21 protein-coding genes and 1 tRNA gene are annotated in these 25834 nt (G+C 69.4%); 14 read left to right on the forward strand and 8 right to left on the reverse strand.

Annotated elements, in window-relative coordinates:
• A complete protein-coding gene (locus ABH928_RS10265; RefSeq protein WP_370064490.1) occupies positions 1 to 717 on the forward strand; it encodes a GNAT family N-acetyltransferase in 717 nt (238 codons plus the stop codon).
• Positions 718 to 729: 12 nt separating this feature from the next.
• Here ABH928_RS10265 and coaE read toward each other — a convergent pair whose 3' ends face one another.
• From coaE to rpsA, 3 genes are all read right to left on the reverse strand, one after another.
• Positions 730 to 1329, reverse strand: a complete 600-nt coding sequence (gene coaE / locus ABH928_RS10270) for a dephospho-CoA kinase (protein WP_370064491.1) — start codon at positions 1327 to 1329, stop codon at positions 730 to 732.
• A 45-nt stretch (positions 1330 to 1374) separates the two neighbouring features.
• Positions 1375 to 3576: an MMPL family transporter gene (locus ABH928_RS10275; protein WP_370064492.1), complete on the reverse strand. Its 2202-nt coding sequence runs from the start codon at positions 3574 to 3576 to the stop codon at positions 1375 to 1377.
• A gap of 266 nt (positions 3577 to 3842) precedes the next feature.
• Positions 3843 to 5342, reverse strand: coding sequence for a 30S ribosomal protein S1 (gene rpsA / locus ABH928_RS10280; protein WP_370064494.1), 1500 nt, complete (start codon positions 5340 to 5342; stop codon positions 3843 to 3845).
• Between the two features lie 340 nt (positions 5343 to 5682).
• On the opposite strand from rpsA, the gene ABH928_RS10285 reads away from it, so the two are divergent.
• A complete protein-coding gene (locus tag ABH928_RS10285) occupies positions 5683 to 6528 on the forward strand; it encodes a class I SAM-dependent methyltransferase (RefSeq protein WP_370064496.1) in 846 nt (281 codons plus the stop codon).
• On the opposite strand, the gene ABH928_RS10290 is transcribed toward ABH928_RS10285, so the two are convergent.
• From ABH928_RS10290 to polA, 3 genes are all read right to left on the reverse strand, one after another.
• Entirely contained in the window at positions 6451 to 7506 is a 1056-nt protein-coding gene (locus tag ABH928_RS10290) for a DUF3068 domain-containing protein (protein ID WP_370064498.1), read from the reverse strand. The genes ABH928_RS10285 and ABH928_RS10290 overlap by 78 nt on opposite strands.
• Positions 7507 to 7551: 45 nt before the next feature.
• Positions 7552 to 7686, reverse strand: coding sequence for an SPW_0924 family protein (locus ABH928_RS10295; RefSeq protein WP_370064500.1), 135 nt, complete (start codon positions 7684 to 7686; stop codon positions 7552 to 7554).
• Between the two features lie 231 nt (positions 7687 to 7917).
• A complete protein-coding gene (polA, locus tag ABH928_RS10300) occupies positions 7918 to 10665 on the reverse strand; it encodes a DNA polymerase I (protein WP_370064502.1) in 2748 nt (915 codons plus the stop codon).
• A gap of 242 nt (positions 10666 to 10907) precedes the next feature.
• Here polA and ABH928_RS10305 point away from each other — a divergent pair, with 242 nt between their 5' ends.
• From ABH928_RS10305 to ABH928_RS10335, 7 genes are all read left to right on the forward strand, one after another.
• Positions 10908 to 11381, forward strand: a complete 474-nt coding sequence (locus tag ABH928_RS10305; RefSeq protein ID WP_370064504.1) for a PaaI family thioesterase — start codon at positions 10908 to 10910, stop codon at positions 11379 to 11381.
• 331 nt (positions 11382 to 11712) lie between these two features.
• Complete coding sequence (locus ABH928_RS10310) at positions 11713 to 12951, forward strand: branched-chain amino acid ABC transporter substrate-binding protein (RefSeq protein ID WP_370064506.1); 1239 nt, start codon at positions 11713 to 11715, stop codon at positions 12949 to 12951.
• An 80-nt stretch (positions 12952 to 13031) separates the two neighbouring features.
• Positions 13032 to 13958 (forward strand): branched-chain amino acid ABC transporter permease, encoded by a 927-nt coding sequence (locus tag ABH928_RS10315; RefSeq protein WP_370064508.1) that lies wholly within the window; start codon positions 13032 to 13034, stop codon positions 13956 to 13958.
• Between the two features lie 7 nt (positions 13959 to 13965).
• Positions 13966 to 15933: a branched-chain amino acid ABC transporter permease gene (locus ABH928_RS10320; RefSeq protein WP_370064510.1), complete on the forward strand. Its 1968-nt coding sequence runs from the start codon at positions 13966 to 13968 to the stop codon at positions 15931 to 15933.
• Positions 15934 to 15938: 5 nt separating this feature from the next.
• Positions 15939 to 16853, forward strand: coding sequence for an ABC transporter ATP-binding protein (locus ABH928_RS10325; protein ID WP_370064512.1), 915 nt, complete (start codon positions 15939 to 15941; stop codon positions 16851 to 16853).
• Positions 16850 to 17566, forward strand: coding sequence for an ABC transporter ATP-binding protein (locus ABH928_RS10330; protein WP_370064514.1), 717 nt, complete (start codon positions 16850 to 16852; stop codon positions 17564 to 17566). The genes ABH928_RS10325 and ABH928_RS10330 overlap by 4 nt, the downstream gene beginning before the upstream one ends.
• An 88-nt stretch (positions 17567 to 17654) precedes the next feature.
• Positions 17655 to 18038, forward strand: a complete 384-nt coding sequence (locus tag ABH928_RS10335) for a nuclear transport factor 2 family protein (protein WP_370064516.1) — start codon at positions 17655 to 17657, stop codon at positions 18036 to 18038.
• Between the two features lie 5 nt (positions 18039 to 18043).
• On the opposite strand, the gene ABH928_RS10340 is transcribed toward ABH928_RS10335, so the two are convergent.
• Entirely contained in the window at positions 18044 to 18712 is a 669-nt protein-coding gene (locus ABH928_RS10340) for an ANTAR domain-containing response regulator (RefSeq protein ID WP_370064518.1), read from the reverse strand.
• Between the two features lie 94 nt (positions 18713 to 18806).
• Between ABH928_RS10340 and ABH928_RS10345 the strand changes: the two genes are divergently transcribed.
• The 3 genes from ABH928_RS10345 to ABH928_RS10355 all read left to right on the forward strand — a co-directional run bounded on the left by ABH928_RS10345 (position 18807) and on the right by ABH928_RS10355 (position 21606).
• A tRNA-Leu gene (locus ABH928_RS10345) sits at positions 18807 to 18881 on the forward strand.
• Positions 18882 to 18991: 110 nt separating this feature from the next.
• On the forward strand, positions 18992 to 19729 hold the full coding sequence (locus ABH928_RS10350; protein WP_370064520.1) for a transcriptional regulator: 738 nt from the start codon (positions 18992 to 18994) through the stop codon (positions 19727 to 19729).
• A gap of 242 nt (positions 19730 to 19971) precedes the next feature.
• Positions 19972 to 21606: an APC family permease gene (locus ABH928_RS10355; RefSeq protein ID WP_370064522.1), complete on the forward strand. Its 1635-nt coding sequence runs from the start codon at positions 19972 to 19974 to the stop codon at positions 21604 to 21606.
• Positions 21607 to 21757: 151 nt separating this feature from the next.
• Here the strand turns inward: ABH928_RS10355 and pyk are convergent, their stop codons facing one another.
• On the reverse strand, positions 21758 to 23206 hold the full coding sequence (gene pyk / locus ABH928_RS10360; protein WP_370064524.1) for a pyruvate kinase: 1449 nt from the start codon (positions 23204 to 23206) through the stop codon (positions 21758 to 21760).
• 196 nt (positions 23207 to 23402) lie between these two features.
• Between pyk and ABH928_RS10365 the strand changes: the two genes are divergently transcribed.
• Together ABH928_RS10365 and efeB are read left to right on the forward strand one after the other, a co-directional pair.
• Positions 23403 to 24611 carry an EfeM/EfeO family lipoprotein gene (locus ABH928_RS10365; RefSeq protein ID WP_370064526.1) on the forward strand — a complete coding sequence of 403 codons (1209 nt, stop codon included), beginning with the start codon at positions 23403 to 23405 and terminating at the stop codon, positions 24609 to 24611.
• Positions 24608 to 25828, forward strand: a complete 1221-nt coding sequence (gene efeB / locus ABH928_RS10370) for an iron uptake transporter deferrochelatase/peroxidase subunit (protein WP_370064528.1) — start codon at positions 24608 to 24610, stop codon at positions 25826 to 25828. Before ABH928_RS10365 ends, efeB begins: the two co-directional genes overlap by 4 nt.
• The last annotated feature ends 6 nt before the right edge of the window (positions 25829 to 25834 follow it).

Raw genomic sequence — 25834 nt, forward strand, 5'->3', positions numbered from 1 at the left:
ATGAAGACCGACGGCCGCAGCACTCCCAGCACCCCAGAGGTGACGCATGGTCAGCAGGCTGACCTGGCACGTCCCGGGGCGGAGGACGACGCGCCGCGCACCGACCGCCCGGCGGAGGTGATCGCGCTCGGCAACGGCCTGGAGCTGCGCCGTCGACGCCCTGCGCACGCCGCCGCGCTGAACGCGGCCATCCTGGCCAACCTCGACCACCTGCGTCCGTGGGTGCCCTGGGCCCACCAGGCCCCCACCCTCGCGGAGACCACGGCCAACTGCGAGCACGCCGTCGCCCAGTGGGAGACGGACACGGGCTACTCCTACGTGATCCAGCCGAGCGGAGATCCGGACACGGTCGTCGGCGGCTGCGGACTCCACGCCCGGGTCGGTGCGGGGGCGCTGGAGATCGGCTACTGGGTCGCCCGGCAGCTCACCGGCCAGGGCGTGGCGACCACGCTGGCGCGGAGCCTCACCGAGGAGGCGCTGACGCTGCCCGGCATCTCCCGGGCCGAGATACACGTCGACGAGGCCAACGCCGCCAGCTCGGCCGTGCCGCGCAAGCTGGGCTACCGGCTGGAGCGCGTCCGCGAACGCACACCCGAGTCCCCGGCCCAGTCCGGCCGGGTCGAGGTGTGGGTCCTCGGCGCTCCGGCTCCGGCCGGGCCCACTGGCCGCGGCTTCCCGGCCGCGGCAGCGGAGTCGCTCGGGCTCTTCGGCGTCTGAACCGGGTGGCCCCTATGCCGCGCCGCGGCCCTGGAGCTTCTGCCAGACGTCCGCCACCTGGGCGTCCAGCTGTTCCATCGGGCCGTCGTTGTCGATGACCAGGTCGGCCACGGCGAGCCGGGCCTCGCGGGCGGCCTGGGCGGCCATCCGGGCGCGGGCGTCCGTCTCGGTCATGCCGCGCACCTCGACCAGGCGGTGCAGCCGGGTCTCGTCGGAGGCGTCCACGACCACGACCACGTCGTAGAACGGAGCCAGACCGTTCTCGGCGAGCAGCGGCACGTCGTGGACCACGACGGCGTCCGGACCGGCAGCGGCCTCCAACTCGGCCGAACGGCGGCCGACCAGGGGGTGGACGACGGCGTTGAGCGCGGCGAGCCGGTCGGCGTCGGCGAACACGATCGCGCCGAGCTTGGGCCGGTCCAGGGTGCCGTCGGCGGTCAGGATCTCCGGCCCGAACTCGGCGACGACGGCAGCCAGTCCGGGCGTGCCCGGCTCCACGACCTCGCGCGCGATCAGATCCGCGTCCACCACGACCGCGCCGAGCGCGGCCAGCCGCCTCGACACCTCGCTCTTGCCGGCACCGATACCGCCGGTCAGCCCAACCTTCACCATGGGCAGCAACCTATCGGCAACTGCTGATGCCGCACTATCCCGGGCTCAGGCCGCCCGGCGCTCCGGGCCAACTGCAACGGCCGGTACGGACTCCGTTTCGGCCACCGCACCCGCCGGGGCGCCGGCCCGCTGCACCGGCAGCGCGCCCGAGGCGACCGGCAGCGGCGGGAGCGTGGCGTGCTCCTTGAACCCGAACCGGGCGTGCAGCCGGCGCAGCAGCGGTGGGGCCCACCAGTTGCCCTTGCCGAAGAGCGACATGGTGGCGGGCACCAGCAGCATCCGGACCAGCGTCGCGTCCACCAGCACGGCCACTGCCAGGGCCAGTCCGATCTCCTTGATGTCGAGCATCCGCCCGCTGGAGAAGCCGAGGAAGACGATCACCATCAACGCCGCGGCCGAGGTGATGATCCGCCCGCTGCGCTGGACGCCCAGCTCCACCGATCTGGAGCAGTTCTGCCCCTCGTCGTGCAGCTCCTTGATCCGCGAGAGGAGGAAGACCTCGTAGTCCATCGACAGGCCGAAGGAGAAGACGAAGACAAGGACCGGGATCCACGCCTCCAGACCGCCGGTCGGCGTGAACCCGAGCAGTCCGCTGAACCAGCCGTCCTGGAAGACCAGCGTCATCACGCCCAGCGCCGCGCCGAGCGAGAGGAGGTTCATCACCAGCGCCTTGATCGGCACCACCACGGACCCGGTCATCAGGAAGAGCAGCAGGAAGGTGGCCACCACGATCAGGCCGAGCGCCCATGGGCCGCGGGTGTCGATCTCGTGGTGGAAGTCGACCACGTCGGCCGCGTTGCCGGTCACCCAGGTCTGCATCCCGCCCCGGTCGGCGCGCAGCTCCTCGACCACGTGTTGAGCGGTCGCGCCCTGCGACGAGCCGTCGACGTGGACGCCGACCGCCGCCCAGCCGGGGCCGGACTCGTCGACCTGCGCCGAGCGCACGTCGGGCAGGGTGGCGACCTTGGCCGCGTAGTCCTTGGCGAGGCCCGGGTCGGCCTTCATGAAGACCGTGACGTCCGGGTCGGCCAACTGGGGGTAGTCGGCGGCGACGGCGTCGGCGACGTCTCGGCTGGAGAAGCTGGTGGGTAGCACCTGAGTGCTGAGGCTCTGGGCGTGGGCGCTGAAGAACGGCGCGGCGCACGCGATCAGCACCGCCGAGGTGGCCAGGGCCACCAGCAGCGCCTTGCGCTGCACCAGGCGGACGATCCGGGCGAACCTGCCGTCGTCACTGACACCGCGCTTGGGCGGTTTGATCTTCTTGCCCGCGAAGCCGAGCAGTGCGGGGACCAGGGTCAGCCCGGACAGGACGGTGATCACGACCACGCTGACACCGGCCGCCGCCACGGCCCGGAAGATCGGGCTGGTCAGCACGAAGAGACCCGAGAGCGCGACGGTCACCGTCAGCGCGGAGAAGGCGATGGTGCGCCCGGCCGTGGCGCTGGTGCGCTCGACGGCCGCCTCGATGGTCGCGCCCTTGCTGCGCTCCTCCCGGAACCGGTTGACCATCAGCAGCGCGTAGTCGATGGAGAGGCCCAGACCCAGCACTGTGGTGATCGGCAGCACGCTGGTGTCCATCGGCATGATCTGGGTGAAGCCCAGCAGCGCCAACAACGCGCCGGCGACGGAACCGATCGCTCCCAGCATCGGAAGCCCGGCGGCGATGAATCCGCCGAAGATCAGCACCATCACCACCAGGGTGACCGGCAGCGCGATCATCTCGCCGCTCTCGGTGTCCGACTTGGTCTGTTGCTGCACCTGCTGGTTCAGCACCTGATTGCCGCCGAGCTTGACGGTGGTCCCCGACTCGGTCCCGATGGCCTGGAGCCGCTCCGAGGCCTTGGTGACCGCGGCAGGGTTGCTCAGCTGGACGCTCAGGATCTGCGAGGAGCCGTCCTGTGCCCGGACGTCGCTGACCTGGGCGACGCCGGGCAGCGCGCGCAGGTCGTGCTCGGCGGAGGCGACGGCTGCCTGCACACCCGCGTCGGCGGGCGACTTGCCGGAGATGAACGCCTGGAGCGCGTCGCTGCTGGTGCCTCCCGCCTGGGAGAGCAGCGCGGCCCCTGTGGCGGACTCGGAGCCCGCTGCCTTGGCGGACGGCGCGGCGGCGTTGAACACCTTCGTGCCGAAGACCAGGCCCAGAACCACCAGCACGGCCCAGGCCAGCGCCACCCAACGACGGTGACGGAAGCTGAACCGGCCCACCGCGGCGAATGGTCCGCCGCAGCGCTTGGGGGTCTGGTGCATAAGGAGGCCTTGCTTCCGGTCCGGGGCAACTCTGTCCACGGTGACCGAGTTGCCCCATGATCGGTAGGGGCTTCCGCTATGGGCTCCGCCATAGTCATCAGCTCCGGATAAGCCGAAGACTAAGAAGGACCGAGAAGGACCAAGAAAGGCCGAGAAAGGCCGAGAAAGGCCGAGAAGCCTCTGAGAAACATAGAAAGAACCCCCGCCCGAGTGATCGGACGGGGGTTCTTCAGGCCCTAGGGACCTACAACCTCAGCGGCAGAGCCTCAGCTCTGGCCACCCGCGAGCTTCTCGCGCAGGGCGGCGAGGGCCTCGTCGGTCGCCAGGGCGCCCGAGGTCTCGTCGCTGCTCGAGGAGTACGAGCCACCGGAGACGGCGCCGCCGCCGGTCTCGGCAGGGGCACCCTCGCCCGCGGCCGCAGCCTCGGCGTCGGCCTCGCGGCTCTTGATGACCTGCGCCTGGTGCTGCTCGAAGCGCTGCTGCGCCTCGGCGTACTGGCGCTCCCACTCCTCGCGCTGCTTCTCGTAGCCGGGCAGCCAGTCGTTGGCCTCCGGGTCGAAGCCCTCGGGGTAGATGTAGTTGCCCTGGTCGTCGTAGGACGCGGCCATGCCGTACAGGGTCGGGTCGAACTCGACCGACGCCGGGTCGGCACCGAAGGACTCGTTGGCCTGCTTCAGCGAGAGGCTGATGCGACGACGCTCGAGGTCGATGTCGATGACCTTGACGAAGATCTCGTCGCCGACCTGGACGACCTGCTCCGGGATCTCCACGTGGCGCTCGGCCAGCTCGGAGATGTGGACCAGACCCTCGATGCCCTCGTCCACGCGGACGAACGCACCGAACGGAACCAGCTTGGTGACCTTACCCGGGACGACCTGACCGATCTGGTGGGTCCGGGCGAACTGCTGCCACGGGTCCTCCTGGGTCGCCTTCAGCGACAGGGAGACGCGCTCGCGGTCCATGTCAACGTCGAGAACCTCGACGGTGACCTCCTGGCCGACCTCGACAACCTCGGACGGGTGGTCGATGTGCTTCCAGGACAGCTCGGAAACGTGCACCAGGCCGTCGACGCCACCCAGGTCCACGAAGGCACCGAAGTTGACGATCGAGGAGACGACGCCAGAGCGCACCTGGCCCTTCTGCAGGGTGGTGAGGAAGGTCTGGCGGACCTCGCTCTGGGTCTGCTCCAGCCAGGCACGGCGGGACAGGACCACGTTGTTGCGGTTCTTGTCCAGCTCGATGATCTTGGCCTCGAGCTCCTTGCCGACGTACGGCTGAAGGTCGCGGACACGACGCATCTCGACGAGCGAGGCCGGGAGGAAGCCACGGAGGCCGATGTCCAGGATGAGACCACCCTTGACGACCTCGATGACGGTACCGGTGACGATGCCGTCCTCGTCCTTGATCTTCTCGATCGTGCCCCAGGCGCGCTCGTACTGGGCGCGCTTCTTGGACAGGATCAGACGACCCTCCTTGTCCTCCTTCTGGAGGACCAGGGCCTCGATGCTGTCGCCGACGGCGACGACCTCGTGCGGGTCGACATCGTGCTTGATGGACAGCTCGCGGGACGGGATGACGCCCTCGGTCTTGTAACCGATGTCGAGGAGCACCTCGTCACGGTCAACCTTCACGATGGTGCCTTCGACGATGTCACCATCGTTGAAGTACTTGATGGTCTCGTCGATCGCGGCGAGGAAGGCCTCGGCGTCGCCGATGTCGTTGACCGCAACCTGCGGAGTGGTGGGGGCCTCGGTGCTGCTCGTCATTAGGAAAGGGGCTCCGGTACGGACATGAAGTCGTAGGTACTACCACGCCGGGACCCGTGTCGCTCCACCAAGGACACCCAAACTGAACTCTCGTCACGTACATACGTACGTCCCAAGACATGTGGGGTCTTCAACAGATGCGAGCGCGACCTGCTACGTCCGAGGCGCGCAGGCCCGCAGCGCAACTTGTAGCATACGGGGACAGTCGTGGACGGTCAATGCGGATACCGCACCGTGGGAAAGGGCCCGGACGGAGTGATGTCTATCGCTCGAACGGGACCATTCGCAAGACCCACGGCGGCCTCGCTTGCTACGCCCCACAGATTACGCTATCGCCGACATGATCGATGACACCTTTGCCGAAGACATCCCCGGTGACGACGACGCGGAGGCGGTTCGCCGCGACTCGGACGGCGTCGAGAGCAGCCGGGCCAACCGTGGCTGGTGGGACCGCAACGCCGACGAGTACCAGGTCGAACACGGCGGGTTCCTCGGCGACGCCCGGTTCACCTGGTGCCCCGAGGGACTGGACGAGGCCGACGCGCACCTGCTCGGCGACCCGGCGCAGCTGCGCGGACAGCGGGTGCTGGAGATCGGCGCCGGCGCCGCCCAGTGCTCCCGCTGGCTGGCGGCCCAGGGCGCGCTTCCGGTCGCACTGGACCTCTCGTTCCGGCAGTTGCAGCACTCGCTGCGGATCGACGAGCAGCTCGAGCTGCCGCCGGTGCCGCTGGTCCAGGCGGACGCGGGCGTGCTTCCCTTCGCGGACGCCTCCTTCGACCTGGCCTGTTCGGCATACGGGGCGGTGCCCTTCGCCGCCGACACCGCGCAGCTGATGCGCGAGGTGCACCGCGTGGTGCGGCCCGGCGGACGCTGGGTCTTCTCGGTGACCCACCCGATCCGCTGGGCGTTCCCCGACGAGCCCGGCCCGGAGGGGCTGACGGCGGTGTCCTCGTACTTCGACCGGACCCCCTACGTCGAGCAGGACGAGGACGGGAGCGCTGTCTACGTCGAGCACCACCGGACCCTCGGCGACAGGGTGCGCGAGCTGGCGGCGGCCGGTTTCCGGCTGGTCGACCTGGTCGAGCCGGAGTGGCCGGAGGGGCTGACCTCAGAGTGGGGCGGGTGGAGCCCCCTGCGCGGACGGCACATCCCGGGGACCGCGATCTTCGTCTGCCTCCGCGACTGAAGCCGGGCCCTGGGACCCGCTGTTCCCGTCCGCCCGGCGACGGCGGTCGCGGCCCTCGACCACGAAGGCCAGCGCCAGCAGCCCGACGCCGAGCAGCGGCAGGCCCCAGGGCAGGTAGGTGCTGAGCATGAGCACCAGCGTCTGCTCGTTCTTCACCAGGGCCAGCGTGGCGGCCTGGTAGTCGGGGCGGATCTTCACGTCGCCCTGGAAGACCGTCACCGGCGCGTGGTGGGCCGACGCGGGGAAGCGCAGCTGCTCGTTGTGGATCTCCTCGCCGTTCACGGGTGCGCCGGTGACCGGGTCGACCCAGAACTTGCGGACCGTGGTGTACCAGCGCTGGTAGCCGAGGGCGGCGATCTGCGCGGGTGTGATGGCCACATTCGCCGGCATGGTCTTCGGGAAGGGGACCTGCGTCCACGGAATCGTCTGTTCGAAGTAGTAGACGGTCAACCCGCCTACCTTTTCGGTCCCCTTGTAGTGGATCGGCGCGGAGGTCCGGGTCTGCTCGTCGAAGTACTGGTAGTCGTGCGGCTGGGTGTTGAACGGGAACTTGTACTCGACGCCGATCCGGCTGACCGCGTCGCCTTCGATGCTCTCGCCGCAGCAGTGCACCGGGTCCTGCGTGCGCGGGTCGAAGGTGTACACCTCGGGGATGGCCGAGAGCCGCTTGCCGTCGCCGCCGAGGATGTAGGACAGGGTGTCCCAGACCACCACGCTCCGGCCGGTGCGCTTCTTCTCGGCCTGGGCCGCGGCGGCGTCGCCCTTGAGGGTCTGCACGATGGTCACCGTCTGGTGCGGCACCGAGGTCAGCGTCGCGTAGTCGATCAGCGTCGCGTCCTTCGCCTGCAGCACCACGACCTGGTACTGGTTGTCGGGTACGGCGACGACGCGCGGATAGACCCAGACCCGCATCATGACGCCGAGGACCGAGACGAAGGCCGCCAGCGCGACGAGCAGCAGACCGATACGGTGCCGCATCCTGGAACCACTCCTTCGCTGTCAGGGCGTCAGGCTGATGGGCCGTCAGGGGTGCGCCGGAGCGCTGGTCATCAGCGGTTTGGCCGTGGTCGGGCCGTTCTGGTCGGCCAACGGCACGGCGAGGAAGGCCACCACCAACGCGAGCACGGCTCCCACCACCGCCGCGATCAGCGCACGCATGCCCTGCTCCCTCCGCCGCTGTCCCGGGTATCCCGGACAGGAGCGCACCGTAGCGCCGCGCGCAGGAAATGAGAACAGGTTCTACCGGACCGGTGCGCTCGCCCACCCGGCCCACCCCTCCTTGCGAACCATCAACTCCCCACATTCACAAGGGTTTTGAAACGGCGCAGCGCGGCGGCCCCGACCGTGGGTCGGACGCCGCCGCGCTGCGCGGAAAGCCGCAGGGGCCCGTCAGTGACCCGCGTCCTCCCAGTTCGCGCCGACGCCGACGGAGACGTCCAGCGGGGCGCGGAGCGGGTACGCGCCCGCCATCTCGCGGCGGACCAGCTCCTCGACGCGCTGCCGCTCGCCGGGGGCGACGTCCAGCACGATTTCGTCGTGGACTTGGAGCAGCATCCGGGAGGCGAGCTCCGCCTCGCGCAGCGCGGCGTCGACCTTGAGCATGGCGATCTTGACGATGTCCGCAGCGGAGCCCTGGATCGGGGCGTTGAGCGCCATCCGCTCGGCCATCTCGCGGCGCTGCCGGTTGTCGCTGGTGAGGTCGGGCAGGTAGCGGCGGCGGCCGAGCAGGGTCTCGGTGTAGCCGGTGCCCCGGGCCTCCTCGACGACGCGCTGCAGGTAGTCGCGGACGCCGCCGAAGCGCTCGAAGTAGGTGTCCATCAGACGGCGCGCCTCGGCGGTCTCGATGTCGAGCTGCTGGGAGAGCCCGAAGGCGGAGAGACCGTACGCCAGGCCGTAGGACATCGCCTTGACCTTGCGGCGCATCTCCGCGTCGACTGCGCCCGGCGCGACGTCGAAGACGTAGGAGCCGACCGTGGTGTGCAGGTCCTCGCCGGAGGCGAAAGCGGCCAACAGGCCCTCGTCCTCGGAGAGATGGGCCATCACCCGGAGCTCGATCTGACTGTAGTCGGCGGTCAGCAGCGTCTCGAAGCCCTCGCCGACCACGAAGGCGCGGCGGATCATCCGGCCCTCCTCGGTGCGGACCGGGATGTTCTGCAGGTTCGGGTCGGTGGAGGAGAGGCGGCCGGTGGCGGCGACCATCTGGTTGAAGGTGGTGTGGATCCGGCCGTCCGCCGCGACGGTCTTGATCAGGCCCTCGACCGTGCTGCGCAGCCGGGTCTGGTCGCGGTGACGCAGCAGGATGACGGGCAGCTCGTGCTCGGTCTGACCGGCCAGCCAGGTGAGCGCGTCCGCGTCGGTGGTGTAGCCCGTCTTGATCTTCTTGGTCTTGGGCAGGCCCAGCTCGTTGAAGAGGATCTCCTGGAGCTGCTTCGGCGAGCCGAGGTTGAACTCGTGGCCGACCGCGTGGTGGGCCTCCTTGACCGCCTGCTGGACGGCCGCGCCGAACTGGATCTCCAGCTGGCCCAGCCACTCGCGGTCGGCGGAGATGCCGGTGCGCTCCATCCGGGCCAGCAGCTCGGCGACGGGGAGTTCGAGGTCGCGCATCAGGGTCAGGGCGTTGTCCTTGGCCAGGCGGGTCTCGAAGAGCTCGGCGAGGTCGAGCACCGTGCGGGCCTGGACCATCAGCAACTCCGCCGCCGCGGCCGCCTGGTCGTCCTCGGAGGCCTCGTCGCCGAAGGCCAGCTGGCCGCTGTCGGCGGCCGCGCTGGAGCCGAGCGTGCGGCCCAGGTACTCCTCGGCGAGGACGTCGAGACCGAAGGTGCGGCGGCCGGGCTTCTCCAGGTAGGCGGCCAGGGCGCTGTCCGCCTCGATGCCCGCGATCTGCCAGCCGTGCTCGGCGAAAGCGCGCTGGACCTGCTTGGCGACGTGCAACGCCTTGGGCCGGGTGGCGTCGGCCAGCCAGGCGGCGAAGGCCTGCTCATCGGTCTCGGCGAGCGAGGTCGGGTCCAGCCAGGCGGCCGGACCGTCAGGGACGGCGAGGCCGACGGCGGTGACGTGGCCCTCGCCCAACGACCAGGTGTAGTCGGCGGCGAGGCCGACCCGGCCCTCGGCCGCGTGCTCGGCCAGCCAGGCCGCGACCGAGCCGGGCTCGGTGAGCAGCGTGCCGTGGATGTCGACGCCGGGACCGGACGCAGCAGCGGCCTCGGCTGCGCCTGCGCCCGCGCCCGGGTCGGCGGCGAAGAGGCGGTCGCGCAGCTGCTGGTTGCGGAACTCCAGGGTGTCCAGCAGCAGCGTGGTGGCCGGGACGTCGTAGGGCTGCCGGGCCAGTTCGCCCACGCCGAGCGGCAGCTCGACGTCGCGGATCAGCTCGGTCAGCTCGCGGTTGAGCTTGACGTCGTCGAGACCGGCGCGGAGCTTCTCGCCGATCTTGCCCTTGACCTCCTCGGCGTGGGCGACCAGCTCGCCGAAGGAGCCGTACTGGTTGATCCACTTGGCGGCGGTCTTCTCGCCGACGCCGGGGATGCCGGGGAGGTTGTCCGACGGGTCGCCGCGCAGCGCGGCGAGGTCCGGGTACTGGGCGGGGGTGACGCCGTACTTCTCGAGGACCTTCTCGGGGGTGTAGCGGGTGAACTCGGAGACGCCCTTGGTCGGGTAGAGGACGGTGACGTTCTCGGTGACCAGTTGGAGCGAGTCGCGGTCGCCGGTGAGGATCAGCACCTCGTAGCCCTCGGCCCCGGCGGCGGTGGCCAGGGTGGCGATGATGTCGTCGGCCTCGTACTCGGGCGAGCGCAGATGCGGCACGTGCATCGCGTCGAGCAGCTCGGAGACCAGCTCGACCTGGCCGCGGAAGCCCTCCGGCGAGGCCGAGCGATTGGCCTTGTACTCGGGGTAGATGCCGGCCCGGAACGTCTTGCGGGAGACGTCGAAGGCGACCGCGAAGTGGGTGGGCGCCTCGTCGCGCAGGATGTTGGCCAGCATCGACGTGAAGCCGTAGACCGCGTTGGTCGACTGGCCCGTCACGGTGGAGAAGTTCTCCTCGGGCAGGGCGTAGAAGGCGCGGTACGCCATGGAGTGGCCGTCCATGAGCAGCAGCCGGCCCTTGGTGCCGCTGGTCCTGCTCGTCGTACTGCCTGCCATTGACTGCCACCCACCGCTCTGCCGACTGCCGTGCTTACGGGACGAAATCCTATGGCCCGCCACCGACAGTCGGCGCGGAGCGACAGGCCCGCGCACCGGCGGGCACACCAGCGGGCCCGCACCACGCCCGCTCCGACGGCGTCGTACGATCGCACCGGATCCCCCCGCAGGAGACCGGATCATTCCGGAACGCGGGGGTGGCATCCGAACGACATCGGCACGACGACGGCGTCAGGAGCAACATGTCCGACCAGACCCCCGCGAGCACCGAGCCCGGCATCAAGCTGAACGTGCCGCAGGACGTGATCGACCACTTCGCCAAGCTCGGCGTGACCGCGGACACCTTCTCCGGCGGCCACCTCGGCGAGAAGATGGGGATCCGGATCGTCGAGGCCTCGCCCGAGCGCGTGGTCGGCACCATGCCGGTGGAGGGCAACCAACAGCCGTACGGCCTGCTGCACGGCGGCGCGTCCGCCGCGCTGGCGGAGACCATCGGCTCGGTCGGCGCGATGCTGCACGCGGGCCCGGGTCGCTACGCGGTCGGCGTCGACCTCAACGCCACGCACCACCGCTCGGCCACCTCCGGCCTGGTCACCGGCGTGGCGACGGCGGTCTTCCGCGGCCGGACCGCGGCCACCTACGAGATCGCCATCACCGACGACCAGGGCCGCCGGATCACCAGCTGCCGCCTGACCTGCATGCTGCGCGACATCTGACCACACGTCAGATCAGCACGCCCCTCTCGATCGAGAGGGGCGTCCTTGTTTTTGACTGTCGCTCAACCCCCACTCGCCCTATCCTCTCCCGCAGCCCCCAATACCTTGCGGGATGTGACTTTTCGCATTTCTGGGGCAATAAGGGACCCCGCCGTACGAACCGCGAGTCTCAAATCTTCCTCAGGTCATAACAACAGGATCACATCGCATTCGTACTGCTCCCTGCCGGGTGGTACGGGGTCCTAAAGTCGCCGCCAGTCACCGCGCCGTCGGTACATCAAGGTCGGGGCCTTCGCGCGGTTCGACCCTCGCAACAGAGGAAAGGACTCACGTGCGCAACCGTTCCCTGCTCGCCCTCACCGCCATCGCGGCCACCGGCGCGCTCACCCTCACCGCCTGCGGCTCCCGTGCCGGTTCCGGTTCCACCGGCGGCTCCAGCAGCTCCACGGGCACCACCGTCACCATCGGGGTCGACGCCCCGCTGACCGGTCCACTGTCCGCGCTGGGCCTCGGCATCAAGGACTCTGTGGACCTGGCGGTCAACACCGCCAACAAGACCAACGAGGTCCCGGGCGTCACCTTCAAGATCGAGGCGGAGGACGACAAGGCCTCGCCGCAGCAGGGGCAGCAGAACGCCACCACCCTGGTCGCCGACAACAGCGTGGCCGGCGTCGTCGGCCCGCTCAACTCCGGTGTGGCCGTCTCGATGCAGAAGATCTTCGACGAGGCGAACCTGGTCGAGGTCTCCCCGGCCAACACCAATCCGTCGCTGACCCAGGGCCCGAACTGGCAGAGCGGCCAGAAGGCGCGCCAGTTCAAGTCCTACTTCCGCACCGCCACCACGGACGCGATCCAGGGCCCCTTCGCCGCGCAGTTCGCCTACAGCACCCTGGGCAAGAAGAAGGTCTTCCTGGTCGACAACAAGCTGACCTACGGCGTCGGCCTGGTCGCCACCTTCAAGGGCGAGTTCACCAAGCTCGGCGGCGCCGTCGTCGGCCAGGACCACGTCACCAGCGGCGCGAGCGACTTCTCCTCCACCGTGACCGCGATCAAGTCCTCCGGCGCCGACTTCGTCTACTTCGGCGGCGAGTACCCGGACGCGGCCCCGCTGACCAAGCAGCTCAGTGCGGCCGGCGTCAACATCCCGGTCATCGGCGGCGACGGCATGTACGACCCGACCTACATCAAGCTGGCCGGCGCCGCGGCCAACGGAGACTTCGCCACCTCCGTCGGCGCGCCGGTGGAGTCGCTGCCGTCCGCCGCCCAGTTCGTCGCCAACTACAAGGCCGCGGGCTACTCCGACCCGTACGCCGCGTACGGCGGCTACTCGTACGACTCCGCCTGGTCGATCATCGAGGCCGTCAAGGCCGTGGTGAAGAACAACGGCGGCAAGCTGCCGTCCAACCCGCGCCAGGCGATCGAGACGGCCATGTCCTCGGTCAACTTCGCCGGTGTCACCGGCCAGGTCTCCTTCGACCAGTACGGCGACGCCACCAACAAGCAGTTGACCGTCTACGGCGTCAAGAACGGCCAGTGGACCACCGTCAAGACCGGCACCTTCACCGGCTGACACACCGCACGTAGGCGGGGGCGCGGAACCGTTGCGCCCCCGCCTGTTCCATACCCACAGCAAAGCTACGGAGGCCTGCGGTGCACGAGTTGCCGCAAAACCTGGCCAACGGCCTGTTCCTCGGGGCCATGTACGGGCTCATCGCCGTCGGCTACACGATGGTCTACGGCATCATCCAACTGATCAACTTCGCCCACGGCGAGATCTTCATGACCGGCGCCTTCGGTGCGCTGGCCGTCTGGTCGCAGCTCAAGTCGGACATATCCATATGGCTCGCGCTGCCCTTGATGATTCTGGGAGCCGTGGTCACCTCCACGCTCGTCGCCGTCCTCGCCGAGCGCTTCGCCTACCGGCCGCTGCGCAACGCGCCCCGTCTCGCGCCGCTGATCACCGCGATCGGCCTCTCGATCTTCCTGCAGCAGCTGGTGTGGAGCTTCCCCGGCAACACCTCGGCCCGGCCGTTCCCCTCACTACCGGGCGGGCCCTACCACCTGGGGCCGATCACCTTCCAGCCCGCCGACATCTTCGTCCTGGTCGTGGCGGCGCTGTCCACGCTCTTCCTCGCCTACTTCGTGCGCTCCACCCGGACCGGGCGCGCCATGCAGGCCACCTCCCAGGACCCGGACACCGCACGGCTGATGGGCATCGACACCGACAAGGTGATCGTCATCGCCTTCATCCTCGGCGCCGTCTTCGCCGCCCTGGCCGGTGTCTCCAGCGGTCTGCGCTACGGCCAGATCGAGTTCAACATGGGCTTCCTCAACGGGCTGTTCGCCTTCACCGCAGCCGTCCTCGGCGGCATCGGGAACATCTACGGCGCGCTGCTCGGCGGCGTGGTGCTGGGCCTGGCCCAGACGCTGACCGCCGCCTACGTGCAGTACATCCCGGGCATGAGCCAGTTCGGCAGCCAGGACTGGTCCAACGTGTGGGCCTTCGTCATCCTCATCCTCGTCCTGATGTTCCGGCCCCAAGGCCTGCTGGGCGAGCGCGTCGCGGACAGGGCGTGAGCGCACCATGACCGACATCCAGACCATCCCCGCCTCCCCCGCCGAGCCCTCCGGCACCGCGTCGGACCCCGACCGGTCCGGGCTCTCCCCCGCGATCCCGATGCCCCAGGCCGTCGCCCACGGGCTCACCATCGGAGGCGGCGTGCTCACCGCCGTCTCCGCCTTCCTCTCCTGGACCTACAGTGCACAGTTCCCGGGCGACCTCACCGTCACCGGCTACCCCGGCGGACTGCAGTGGCTCACCTTCGCGGCCGGGCTGCTGACCACCGTGTTCGGGATCGCCTCGGCACTGCCCCGGCTGCGCGGGCTGACGCCCGGCAACGCCGCCGGAGCGGCGCTCCTTTCGGCCGTGGGCGGCCTCGCCGTCACCTGGTTCACCGTCAGCGCCATCGCCGTCGAGCTGCACGGACTGGTCAACCTGACCACCGGCGGCTGGATCGCCGGCGTCGCCAGCCTGCTCGCCCTGCTCGGCGGTCTGAGCCTGCCCCGCTCGGCCACCTCCGTCCGCTGCGCGCCGACCCGGCAGGAGTGGCTGCAGACCCTCTACGCGGGCGCCGGCCTGCTGGTCCTCGGCCTGCTGCTCAAGGCCGCAGGCAGCGGCGCGGCCGGCCTCACCATGGCCGGCAGCGGCGTCGTGTTCATGGTCCGCCTGGTCACCGTGGTGACCCGATACGTGGGCCCCACCCCGGAGTTGGGCAAGGGCAAGGCCCTGCCGCGCTGGGCCGACGTGCTGCTCATCGTGCTCGTGCTCGCCGTCGCCCTGGAGATCTTCGCCTACGGCGTCGACACGCCCTACTGGCAGCTGTTCGTCGGCTTCCTGACGGTGCTCTGCTTCGGCCTCTGGGCGTTCACCCAGGCCGGACTGGTCCGGCGCATCGGCGACGTCTTCGACCGCAACCGTGCCCTGGCCGCCGTCGGCGGCTTCGTCGCGGCAGGCGCGTTCGTCTTCGTCCAGCAGAGCGACGCGGACGCCACCCTCGGCGTCAACCTGCTGATCTTCGCCGCCACCGCGCTCGGGCTCAATGTCGTGGTCGGCCTCGCCGGTCTGCTCGACCTCGGGTACGTCGCCTTCCTCGGCGTCGGCGCGTACGCCGCCGCACTGGTGTCCGGCGCGGTCACCTCGTCCGTCCACGTCACCTTCCCGTTCTGGGCGGCGGCGCTGACCGGCGCGGCGGTCTCCGGGCTCTTCGGCGTGCTGCTCGGTGCGCCGACGCTGCGCGTCCGCGGCGACTACCTGGCCATCGTGACGCTCGGCTTCGGTGAGATCTTCCGGATCGTGGTGTCCAACCTCGACGGCGTCTCCGGCCCCAACGTCACCGGCGGGCCCAACGGCATCGTCAACATCCCGGACCTGAGCATCTTCGGCTTCAACCTCGGCAACCCGCACACCATCCTGGGCGCGACCATCGGCCGGTTCGCCAACTACTTCCTGCTGATGCTGATCATCATGGCCATCATCATGCTGATCTTCAGCCGCGCCGCCGACTCCCGGATCGGCCGGGCCTGGGTCGCCATCCGCGAGGACGAGACCGCCGCAACGGCCATGGGAATCAACGGATTCCGCTTCAAGCTGCTGGCCTTCGCACTCGGTGCGACCCTGGCCGGACTGGCCGGCAGCGTGATGGCCCACGTCAACTTCTCCGTGGTGCCCGACCCGTTCGTCTTCTCCGGACCGGTGCCGCCCAACTCCGCGTTCCTGCTCGCCGCCGTCGTCATCGGCGGCATGGGCACCGTCTCCGGCCCGATCGTCGGCGCGACGCTCTTCTACCTGCTCCAGGCCAAGTTGGCCTTCCTGCAGAGCAACGAGCTGCTGATCTTCGGCGTGGCGCTCATCGTCTTCATGCGCCTGCGGCCGGAGGGCATCATCGCCAGCCGCCGTCGCCAACTGGAGTTCCACGAGGCCGAGGAGACCGGCGAGGGCGCCGGCGCCGCAGGATCCGGTGGATCCGCCGAACTCAGCACCGCAGGGGCGTGAACAGCATGACCACCGACACCATCACCCCGGACCCCGGCAGCCCCGACGGCCCAGCCGTCCCCGCCACCGGCACCCCGCTGCTGGAGGCGACCGACGTCGTCATGCGCTTCGGCGGCCTCACCGCCGTCGGCGGCGTCGACCTCACCGTCAACACCGGCGAGATCATCGGCCTGATCGGCCCCAACGGCGCCGGCAAGACCACCTTCTTCAACTGCCTGACCGGTCTCTACGTCCCGACGGAGGGTCAGGTCCGGTACCAGGGAAAGGTGCTGCCGCCGACCCCGTACAAGGTCACCCAGGCCGGGATGGCCCGCACCTTCCAGAACATCCGGCTGTTCCACAACATGACGGTGCTGGAGAACGTCCTCGTCGGCCGCCACACGCGGACCAAGGAGGGCATCATCTCGGCCGTACTCCGCGGCCCCCGCTACCGCCGCGAGGAAGCCGAATCCCGCGCCAAAGCAATGGAATTGCTGGAGTTCGTCGGCCTGGCCGGCAAACGCGACCACCTCGCCCGCAACCTCCCCTACGGCGAGCAGCGCAAGCTGGAGATCGCCCGCGCCATGGCCAGCGACCCCGGCCTGCTGCTGCTGGACGAGCCCACGGCCGGCATGAACCCCCAGGAGACCCGCGCCACCGAGGAGTTGGTCTTCGCCATCCGCGACCGCGGCATGGCCGTACTGGTCATCGAGCACGACATGCGGTTCATCTTCAACCTGTGCGACCGCGTCGCCGTCCTGGTCCAGGGCAAGAAGCTGGTCGAGGGCGACGCGCAGACCGTCCAGAGCGACGAACGCGTCATCGCGGCGTACCTGGGCACGCCCTACGAGGGGGAAGCGACCGCCCCTCCCGCCGCCGAGACGAGCACGGAGAGCGCCGCGAGCACGGAGCGCACCGAGAGCACGGAGGAGGACCAGTGACCGCGCTGCTCGAGGTCGAGGACCTCCGCGTCGCCTACGGCAAGATCGAGGCGGTGAAGGGCATCTCCTTCACCATCGAGGCCGGGCAGGTCGTCTCACTGATCGGCACCAACGGCGCCGGCAAGAGCACCACGCTGCGCACCATCTCCGGGCTGCTCAAACCGGTCAGCGGAGAGATCCGCTTCGACGGCAAGCGGATCGACGGCATCGCGGCCAACAAGATCGTCGGGATGGGCCTGGCCCACTCCCCCGAGGGACGACGCATCTTCGCCCGCATGACGATCGAGGAGAACCTGCTGCTCGGCGCGTTCCTCCGACGCGACCAGGCCGGCATCCAGGCCGACATGGACCGGGCGTACGAGCGGTTCCCGATCCTCGGCGAACGCCGGAAGCAGGCGGCCGGAACCCTCTCCGGCGGCGAGCAGCAGATGCTGGCCATGGGCCGCGCACTCATGTCCCAACCGAAGCTGCTGATGCTCGACGAGCCGAGCATGGGCCTCTCGCCGATCATGATGCAGAAGATCATGTCCACCATCGCCGAACTGCGCGACCAGGGCACGACCATCCTGCTGGTCGAACAGAACGCCCAGGCCGCGCTCTCCCTGGCCGACCACGGCCACGTGATGGAGGTCGGCCGGATCTCCCTCTCCGGCACCGGCCAGGACCTGCTCACCGACGAGTCGGTCCGCAAGGCCTACCTCGGCGAGGACTGATCCGGTATCACCCGCAGGACACACGAGGGGCGATCCGCTTCGGCGGACCGCCCCTTCCCGCGTCGGCCTCCGACTAGGATCGGCCGCCATGGATCTTGCATACGCGCAGCGGTTCGCCGAGCAGTGGGCAGCGGACTGGAACTCCCGTGATCTGGAACGGATACTCAGCCACTACACCGACGACGTCGTCTTCGCCTCGCCCCGGATCGCGACGATCCTCGGCGACCCGTCCGGCCGCGTCGAGGGCAAGGCGGCGCTCCGCGCCTACTGGGCCGAAGGCCTGCGGCAACTGCCCAGCCTGCACTTCACCGTGGAGGACGTGCGCGCGTCCGTCGACACCGTGGTCATCAACTACCGCAACGAGCGCGGACAGGCCGTCGCCGAGGTGCTCACCTTCCGCAACGAGCAGGTCTGCCGCGGCTTCGGCGCCTACGGGCCGGAGCCGGTGACGGAGCCAACGCCGGAGCCCTGAGTCGCCTACTCCTGCTCGGCGGCCTGCTCCGACGGCTCCGGCGTCTTCTTCTTCGCGTCCTGGGCCGCGCCCTCTTCGATGACGGCCTCGGCGACAGCCTTCATCGTCATCCGGCGGTCCATCGAGGTCTTCTGGATCCAGCGGAATGCGGCCGGCTCGGCCAGACCGAACTTCGTCTGCAGCACGCTCTTGGCCCGGTCGACCAGCTTGCGCGTCTCCAGACGCTGGTTCAGGTCCTCGATCTCCAGCTCCAGCGCGCGCATCTCGCTGTAGCGGGACACGGCCATCTCGATCGCGGGGACCAGGTCGGACTTGTTGAACGGCTTGACGATGTAAGCCATCGCCCCAGCGTCCCGCGCCCGGTCGACCAGCTCGCGCTGGGAGAACGCGGTGAGCATCAGCGTCGGGGCGATCTGCTCGTTGTGGATCTGCTCGGCGGCCGAGAGGCCGTCCAGGACGGGCATCTTGACGTCCAGGATCACCAGGTCCGGCCGCAGCTCCTGCGCGAGCTTCACCGCCGCCTCGCCGTCACCGGCCTCGCCGACGACCGTGTAGCCCTCCTCCTCGAGCATCTCCTTGAGATCGAGGCGGATCAGTGCTTCGTCCTCCGCGATGACCACGCGGGTCGTCGTCGGGGGGACGTGCGGGTCCTGCTGCTCGTCGGCGGCGGTCACGATGCTCCTCTGAATGACGCGGGTGCGTGCACGAGCCTACCCGGACACGGTATGTTAGGTGTGCAGCGGGGGAGGCCCAGCCTTCGATCCGCAGGCCCCGGTAGCCCAATTGGCAGCAGGCGATGGATTCAAAACCCATACAGTGTCGGTTCGAGTCCGACCCGGGGCACTTTCTCCTTCATTTCCAAGGTCATGCGACCGGCGGGCGTTGATCACCTCAACGAGTGACTTCCCGACGACTTCTCCTCCACTCGCCCGGTGGTCGCTCAGGGTGACCCCATGTACGACGCCGCAACCCGCCTGCGCGCCCTGGAACTACTCGGATCCGGGCTGAGCCTGAATTCCGCGAGCCGCGCCACCGGAGTCTCCCGGTCGACCCTCCGGGAATGGCAGACGCACCCGGCGATCCCCCGGCGCGCGCACTGCCTCCGCGACGACGTCCCCCACCGGGCCTACTCCTACCTCCTCGGCCTCTATCTCGGCGACGGCTGCATCAGCCGCTCGAGGCGCGGCGTCCACGTCCTGCGCATCGCCTGCGCGAACTCCTGGCCAGGGCTGATCACAGCCTGCGAGGAGACCATGCGCGAGGTCGCTCCGGCGAGCGGCGTCTGCCGGGTGGCGTGTCAGGGATGCACCAGCGTCGTCAGCTACAGCAAGCACTGGCCGTGCCTCTTCCCCCAGGCAGGCCCGGGGCCGAAGCATCTGCGCCGGATCGAGCTCGCGCCCTGGCAGAGCGAGATCGTCGACGAGCATCCCTGGGAGCTGATCCGGGGGCTGGTGCACTCCGACGGGTGTCGGATCACGAACTGGACCACGCGCCGAGGCAAGCGCTACGAGTACCCGCGTTACTTCTTCACCAACGTCTCCGACGACATCCGGCGGATCTACACGGACGCCCTTGACAGGGTCGGCATAGAGTGGAAAGAGACGCGTCGCGGTTCGACCCCTTACAACATCTCGGTCGCCCGCCGGGAGTCCGTCCAACTCATGGACGTGCACGTCGGACCGAAGTTCTGACGATTCCCAAGTGATCCGGGCCATGACCTTGGCTTTCCAAGGCGTTACCGCCGGTTCATGCGGTGGACATAAGTGCTCATGAGGGTTGCTCAATTCTTCCTCAATTGTCTTGACCCCGCTGGGCTGGGGAAAAGATTGGCCATGCAGGCATCTATTCAGTAACGACGTCTATGCATGGTGAAAAACCAACCCTTAATGTTGGGCAACTCTCAAGCATCTGCTCCCCCACCGAGAGGCCCTGCATGAGCACCACGTCCCAAGCCCAGGCACCCACCACAGACCGCCGATCGCTCAAGCGTGAGGTCGGTCTGATCGGTCTGATGTGGGCGTCCGTCGGATCCATTATCGGATCTGGTTGGCTGTACGGCGCCAAGAACGCCGTCATGGTCGCCGGCCCTGCGGCCACTGTGTCCTGGATCATCGGCGCCATCGCGATCGTGCTACTCGCTCTCGTACACGCTGAGCTCGGCGGCATGTTCCCGGTCGCCGGCGGCACGGCCCGCTACCCGCACTACGCATTCGGCGGGATCGCCGGGATGTCGTTCGGCTGGTTCTCCTGGCTCCAGGCCGCGACCGTCGCGCCGATCGAGGTCGAGGCGATGATCGGCTATGCCGGTCACTGGTCCTGGGCCGCTGGCTTCCAGAACGCCAACGGCACCCTGACGACCTCCGGTTTCTTCGTCGCCGCCCTGCTGATGGCGGTCTTCGTCGCCGTCAACTTCCTCGGCGTGAAGGTGCTGGCGCACACCAACAGCGCTGCCACCTGGTGGAAGATCTTCATCCCGCTGGTGACGATCTTCGTGGTCGCCCTCACGCACTTCCACGCCAGCAACTTCACCTCGCACGGCTTCGCGCCGTTCGGCTCGAAGGGCGTCCTCGCCGCGATCAGCACCTCCGGCATCATCTTCGCCCTGCTCGGCTTCGAGCAGGCGATCCAGCTGGCCGGTGAGAGCAAGAACCCGAAGAAGGACATCCCGCGCGCGGTGCTCGGCTCGGTCGCCATCGGGTCCGCCATCTACGTGCTGCTCCAGGTCGCGTACATCGGCGCACTGCCGGGTGCCTCCTTCGCCCACGGCTGGGCGGACCTGGCGTACAAGGGCATCTCCGGCCCGTGGGCGGGTCTGGCAGGTCTGGTCGGTCTGGGCTGGCTCGCCGTGGTCCTCTACATCGACGCTGTGGTCTCCCCCGCCGGCACCGGCCTGATCTACACCACCTCCACCTCGCGCATCTCCTACGGCCTGAGCCGCAACGGCTACGCGCCGCAGCTGTTCGAGAAGACCGAGCGCCAGGGCGTGCCGTGGTTCGGTCTGATCATCTCCTTCATCGTCGGCGTGATCTGCTTCCTGCCGTTCCCGAGCTGGCAGGCACTGGTCTCCTTCATCACCTCGGCCTCGGTGCTGATGTACGCGGGTGCCCCGCTGGCCTACGGTGCGCTGCGCAAGCAGCTGCCCGAGCGTGAGCGTCCGTACCGCCTGCCGTTCGGTCAGGTCATCTCGCCGATCTCGTTCGTCGTCGCGACCCTGATCATCTACTGGAGCGGCTGGTCCACGCTGTGGCGTCTGGGCCTGGCGATCCTGCTGGGTTACGCGCTGCTCGGCTCCTATGCCTGGTACGCGTCGGCGAAGAACCTGCCGCAGGCGCCGAAGATGGACTGGAAGTCGGCGCAGTGGCTGCCGGTGTACCTGATCGGCGTCGGCATCGTGTCCTGGCAGGGCGGCTTCGGCGGCGCCGGTCACATCGGGCTCTGGTACGACATCGCGATCCTCACGGTCCTGTCGCTCGCGATCTACTACTGGGCGATCGCGACCTCGCTGAAGACCGCTGAGATCGAGCGGAACATCACGGACGTCGAGGTCGTCGACGAGGGTGGTCACTGACCCCGGGTCTCTGATCCCGGGTCACTGACCTTCACCCGCCGCTGAACGAGAGAGCCCGGCCGGAGCAACGTCGCTCCGGCCGGGCTCTCTCGTGTCCGGACCTACTGCGGACCTGCTGCGGGCCCGTTGCGGACCTGCTGCGACCTGCTGCTCAGCGGTTCCTGGGCGGGATCGGCAGGTCGTCCTGTCCGACGTGGTGGACGCGGACCAGGTTGGTGGAGCCGGCGAGACCGGGCGGGGAGCCGGCGGTGATGACGACGATGTCGCCGACCTCGCACCGGCCGATGGCCAGCAGCGCGGCGTCGACCTGGTCGATCATCTCGTCGGTGGTGTCCACGAACGGGCCCAGGAACGTCTCCACGCCCCAGGTCAGCGCGAGCCGGCTGCGCACCGAGGGCTCGTAGGTGAAGGCGAGCACCGGGATCGGCGAGCGGTAGCGGGACAGCCGTCGGGCGGTGTCGCCGGACTGGGTGAACGCCACCAGGTACTTGGCGTGCAGGAAGTCGCCGATCTCGGCCGCCGCGCGGGCGACCGCGCCGCCCTGGGTGCGCGGCTTGTGGGAGCCGGTCAGCGGCGGCAGCCCGGCGGCGAGGACCTCCTCCTCGGCCGCCTCGACGATCCGGCTCATGGTGCGGACCGTCTCGACGGGGTACTTGCCGACGCTGGTCTCGCCGGACAGCATCACCGCGTCGGCGCCGTCGAGGACGGCGTTGGCGACGTCGGACGCCTCGGCTCGGGTGGGCCGGGAGGCGTTGATCATCGAGTCGAGCATCTGGGTCGCCACGATGACCGGCTTGGCGTTGCGACGGCAGAGCTTGATGGCCCGCTTCTGCACCAGCGGGACCTGCTCCAGCGGCATCTCGACGCCGAGGTCGCCGCGGGCGACCATGACGGCGTCGAAGGCGTCGACGATCTCGGCGAGGTTCTCGACCGCCTGCGGCTTCTCCACCTTGGCGATGACGGGGACGAAGCGTCCCTCCTCGCTCATGATGCGGTGGACGTCCTTGATGTCGTCCGCGCTGCGGACGAAGGAGAGGGCGACCATGTCGGCGCCCAGACGGAGACCCCAGCGCAGGTCGGCGACGTCTTTGTCGCTCAGCGCGGGGACGGAGACGGCCACACCGGGAAGGTTGAGGCCCTTGTGGTCGGAGACCATGCCGCCCTCGACGACCGTGCAGTGCACGTTCTGGCCTTCGACGGAGGTGACTTCGAGGGTGACCCGGCCGTCGTCGACCAGGATCCGCTCGCCCGCGGTGACGTCGCCGCAGAGGCCCGCGTAGGTGGTGCCGCAGCGGTTGCGGTCCCCCTTGCAGTCGGCGGTGGTGATGGTGAACGCGTCGCCGCGTTCGAGCAGTACGGGTCCCTCGGCGAAGGTGGCGAGGCGGATCTTGGGGCCCTGCAGGTCGACCAGGATACCGACGCTGCGGCCGGTCTCGTCCGCGGCCTTGCGGACTCGGCGGTAGCGGTCCTCGTGCTCGGCGTGACTGCCGTGGCTGAGGTTGAAGCGGGCCACATCCATTCCGGCCTGGACCAGGGACTTGATCTGGTCGTAGCTGTCGGTGGCGGGGCCTAGCGTACAGACGATTTTTGCTCGGCGCATGCTACGAGCCTAGATCCTACCCAGGGGTAGCTTGGCGGCGCCGACGGGGCGTCAGATGGCTTTTCGCCGACCGAGGGTTGAACTTTCCGAAACGTACGCACGCGTGAACTGCAGGGGAACACTTCCTTTCCGGTTCCGGTCCCCCCTTTCGAACGCGCGCCCAGCATCCCTAGCATCGGCCGGGTGGAGCGCGATCGTGGAGCAAGGTAGTCGGGGCCGGTACCGGGCCGGGGTTGCGGTGGTGGCGACGGCGGTGGCGCTGGCCGGACTCGCGGCGTGGGAGCTGTCCGGGGGCGCGCAGGGTTCGGCGAGCGCCGGAGCGGCGAACAGCGCCCCGGCGGACTATCCGACGCTGCCGCACACGGCCGTGCAGATCTCACCGAGCGCCTGCGGCGCGGGCTGGACGCGGCCGACGGCCGGTCTGCAGGTGTTCGACGTGACGGACACCGGCGTGTCCCCCACCGACGTCGATCTGCTGGAGCCCGCCACGGGCGCGGTCGTCGCCGAGGTGGAGGGCCTGGCCCCGAACCGCTCGCGGCCGATGCTGGTCCGTCTCGCGCCCGGTGCGTACGCCTTCCGCTGCCTGCAGCAGGACGTCGACGCGGTGACCGGGCCGACCGTCGCCGTCAAGGGCCCGAAGGGCCCGGGCACTTCGTCGGAGTCGGGTACCGGCACACCGGCGGTGGTCCCGGTGACGCAGCAGGACCTGATCCCCGCCACGGTGGCGTACCAGCACTGGGTTGCCGGTCAACTCCCTTCCCTTGTCGGTGATGTGACGGCACTGGAGACGGCCGTCAGCTCAGGCGACCTGGCGGGCGCGCGGCAGCGCTGGCTGACGGCGCACCTCGACTACGAGCGCCTCGGCGCTGCCTACGGCGCGTTCGGCGACGTGGACGAGGAGATCAACGGCCCGCGTCAGGACAGCACCGGGTTCCACGCGCTCGAGTACGGCCTGTGGCACGGCGCGTCGGCGTCCAGCCTGGCGCCCGTGGCGGCCAAGCTCCGCTCCGACGTGCAGGGGCTCCAGACCTCGTGGGCGACGGTGCAGTTGGACCCGTTGGTGCTGGGTGTGCGGGCGCACGAGATCGTCGAGAACGCGATCGAGTTCGAGCTGAGCGGGCGCACCGACTACGGCAGCGACTCCAATCTGCAGACCGTGCAGGCGAATCTGGACGGGACGGCAGAAGTCCTTGCGCTGGTGCGCCCGTTGCTGACCAGCAGGGTAGACCTGCCGTCCATCGACGCGGCGATGGCCGCCGCCCGCTCCGAGTTGACCACGCTGGACGGCGCACCGCCGGCGTCGCTCTCGCAGCTGCAACGCGAGCGGCTGAACGCGGTGTTCGGGAATCTGGTGGAGCAACTCGCGCCGGTCGCAGCGGTGCTGGACGTGCGGAGGACGACATGAGCGCGACGTCGGGTGTGGGCCGGCGGTCCGTGCTGGCGGGAGCACTGGCGGCCGGTGCGGTCGCAGGCACGGTCGCCGCGGTGCGCAACGGCGCCTCGCCCACCACGCCTGCACCTGCGACCCAGGGCTTCCACGGCGTCCACCAGGCCGGGATCGTCACACCCAAGCGGCGCTGCTCCGCCTTCGTCGCCTTCGACGTCATGGCCGCCGACCGGTCCGGTCTTCTCGACCTGTTCGGCACCCTGACCGACCGGCTGCGGTTCCTGGTCACCGGCGGCGTCCCTGACCCGCTCGGGATCTCCGCGCCGCCGTCGGACTCCGGCGTGCTGGGCCCGACCGTCCCGGGCGGGACGCTGACGGCGCTGCTGGGCGCGGGGGCTTCGCTCTTCGACGACCGTTTCGGACTGGCCTCGGCCAAGCCGCTGCGGCTCTCGACCATGACGGCCTTCCCCGACGACGACCTCGACCCGACCCAGTGCGGCGGCGACCTGCTGCTGCAGTTGGAGGCCGACGACACCGACGTGCTGGCCAACGCGCTGCGCGACGTGGCCCGGCACACCCGGGGCGCGATGCAGGTGCGCTGGCGGATCGACGGCTTCGCCTCGCCGCCGCGACCGGTCGGCACGCCGCGCAACCTGATGGGCTTCCGCGACGGCACCGCCAACCCCGACGTCACCGACTCCCGGCTGATGGACCAGTTGCTCTGGGTCGGCGCGGGCCAGGGCGAACCCGCCTGGGCCACCGGCGGTTCCTACCTCGCCGTCCGACTGATCCGCATGCTGGTCGAGTTCTGGGACCGGGTGAGCCTGACCGAGCAGGAGCGGATGTTCGGCCGCCAGAAGGACTCCGGCGCGCCGCTGGACGGCCGGACCGAGACCGACGTACCGAACTTCGCCGCCGACCCGACCGGCGACGTGATCCCGATGGACGCGCACATCCGCCTGGCCAACCCGCGTACCGCGCCGACCGCAGACCAGCGGCTGCTGCGCCGCGGCTTCAACTACGACCGCGGCACGGACGCGAACGGCAACCTGGACATGGGCCTGGTGTTCTGTGCGTTCCAGCAGGATCTGGAGCGTCAGTTCGTCACCGTGCAGCGGAGGTTGGCCGGTGAGCCGCTGGTGGACTACATCCGTCCGTTCGGCGGCGGCTACTTCTTCGTCCTGCCGGGCGTACGGGACACGAACGACCGGTACGGGAGCGGGCTCCTGCCCTGAACCGGC

The sequence above is a fragment of the Streptacidiphilus sp. MAP5-3 genome (assembly GCF_041262505.1).
Classification (GTDB): Bacteria; Actinomycetota; Actinomycetes; order Streptomycetales; family Streptomycetaceae; genus Streptacidiphilus.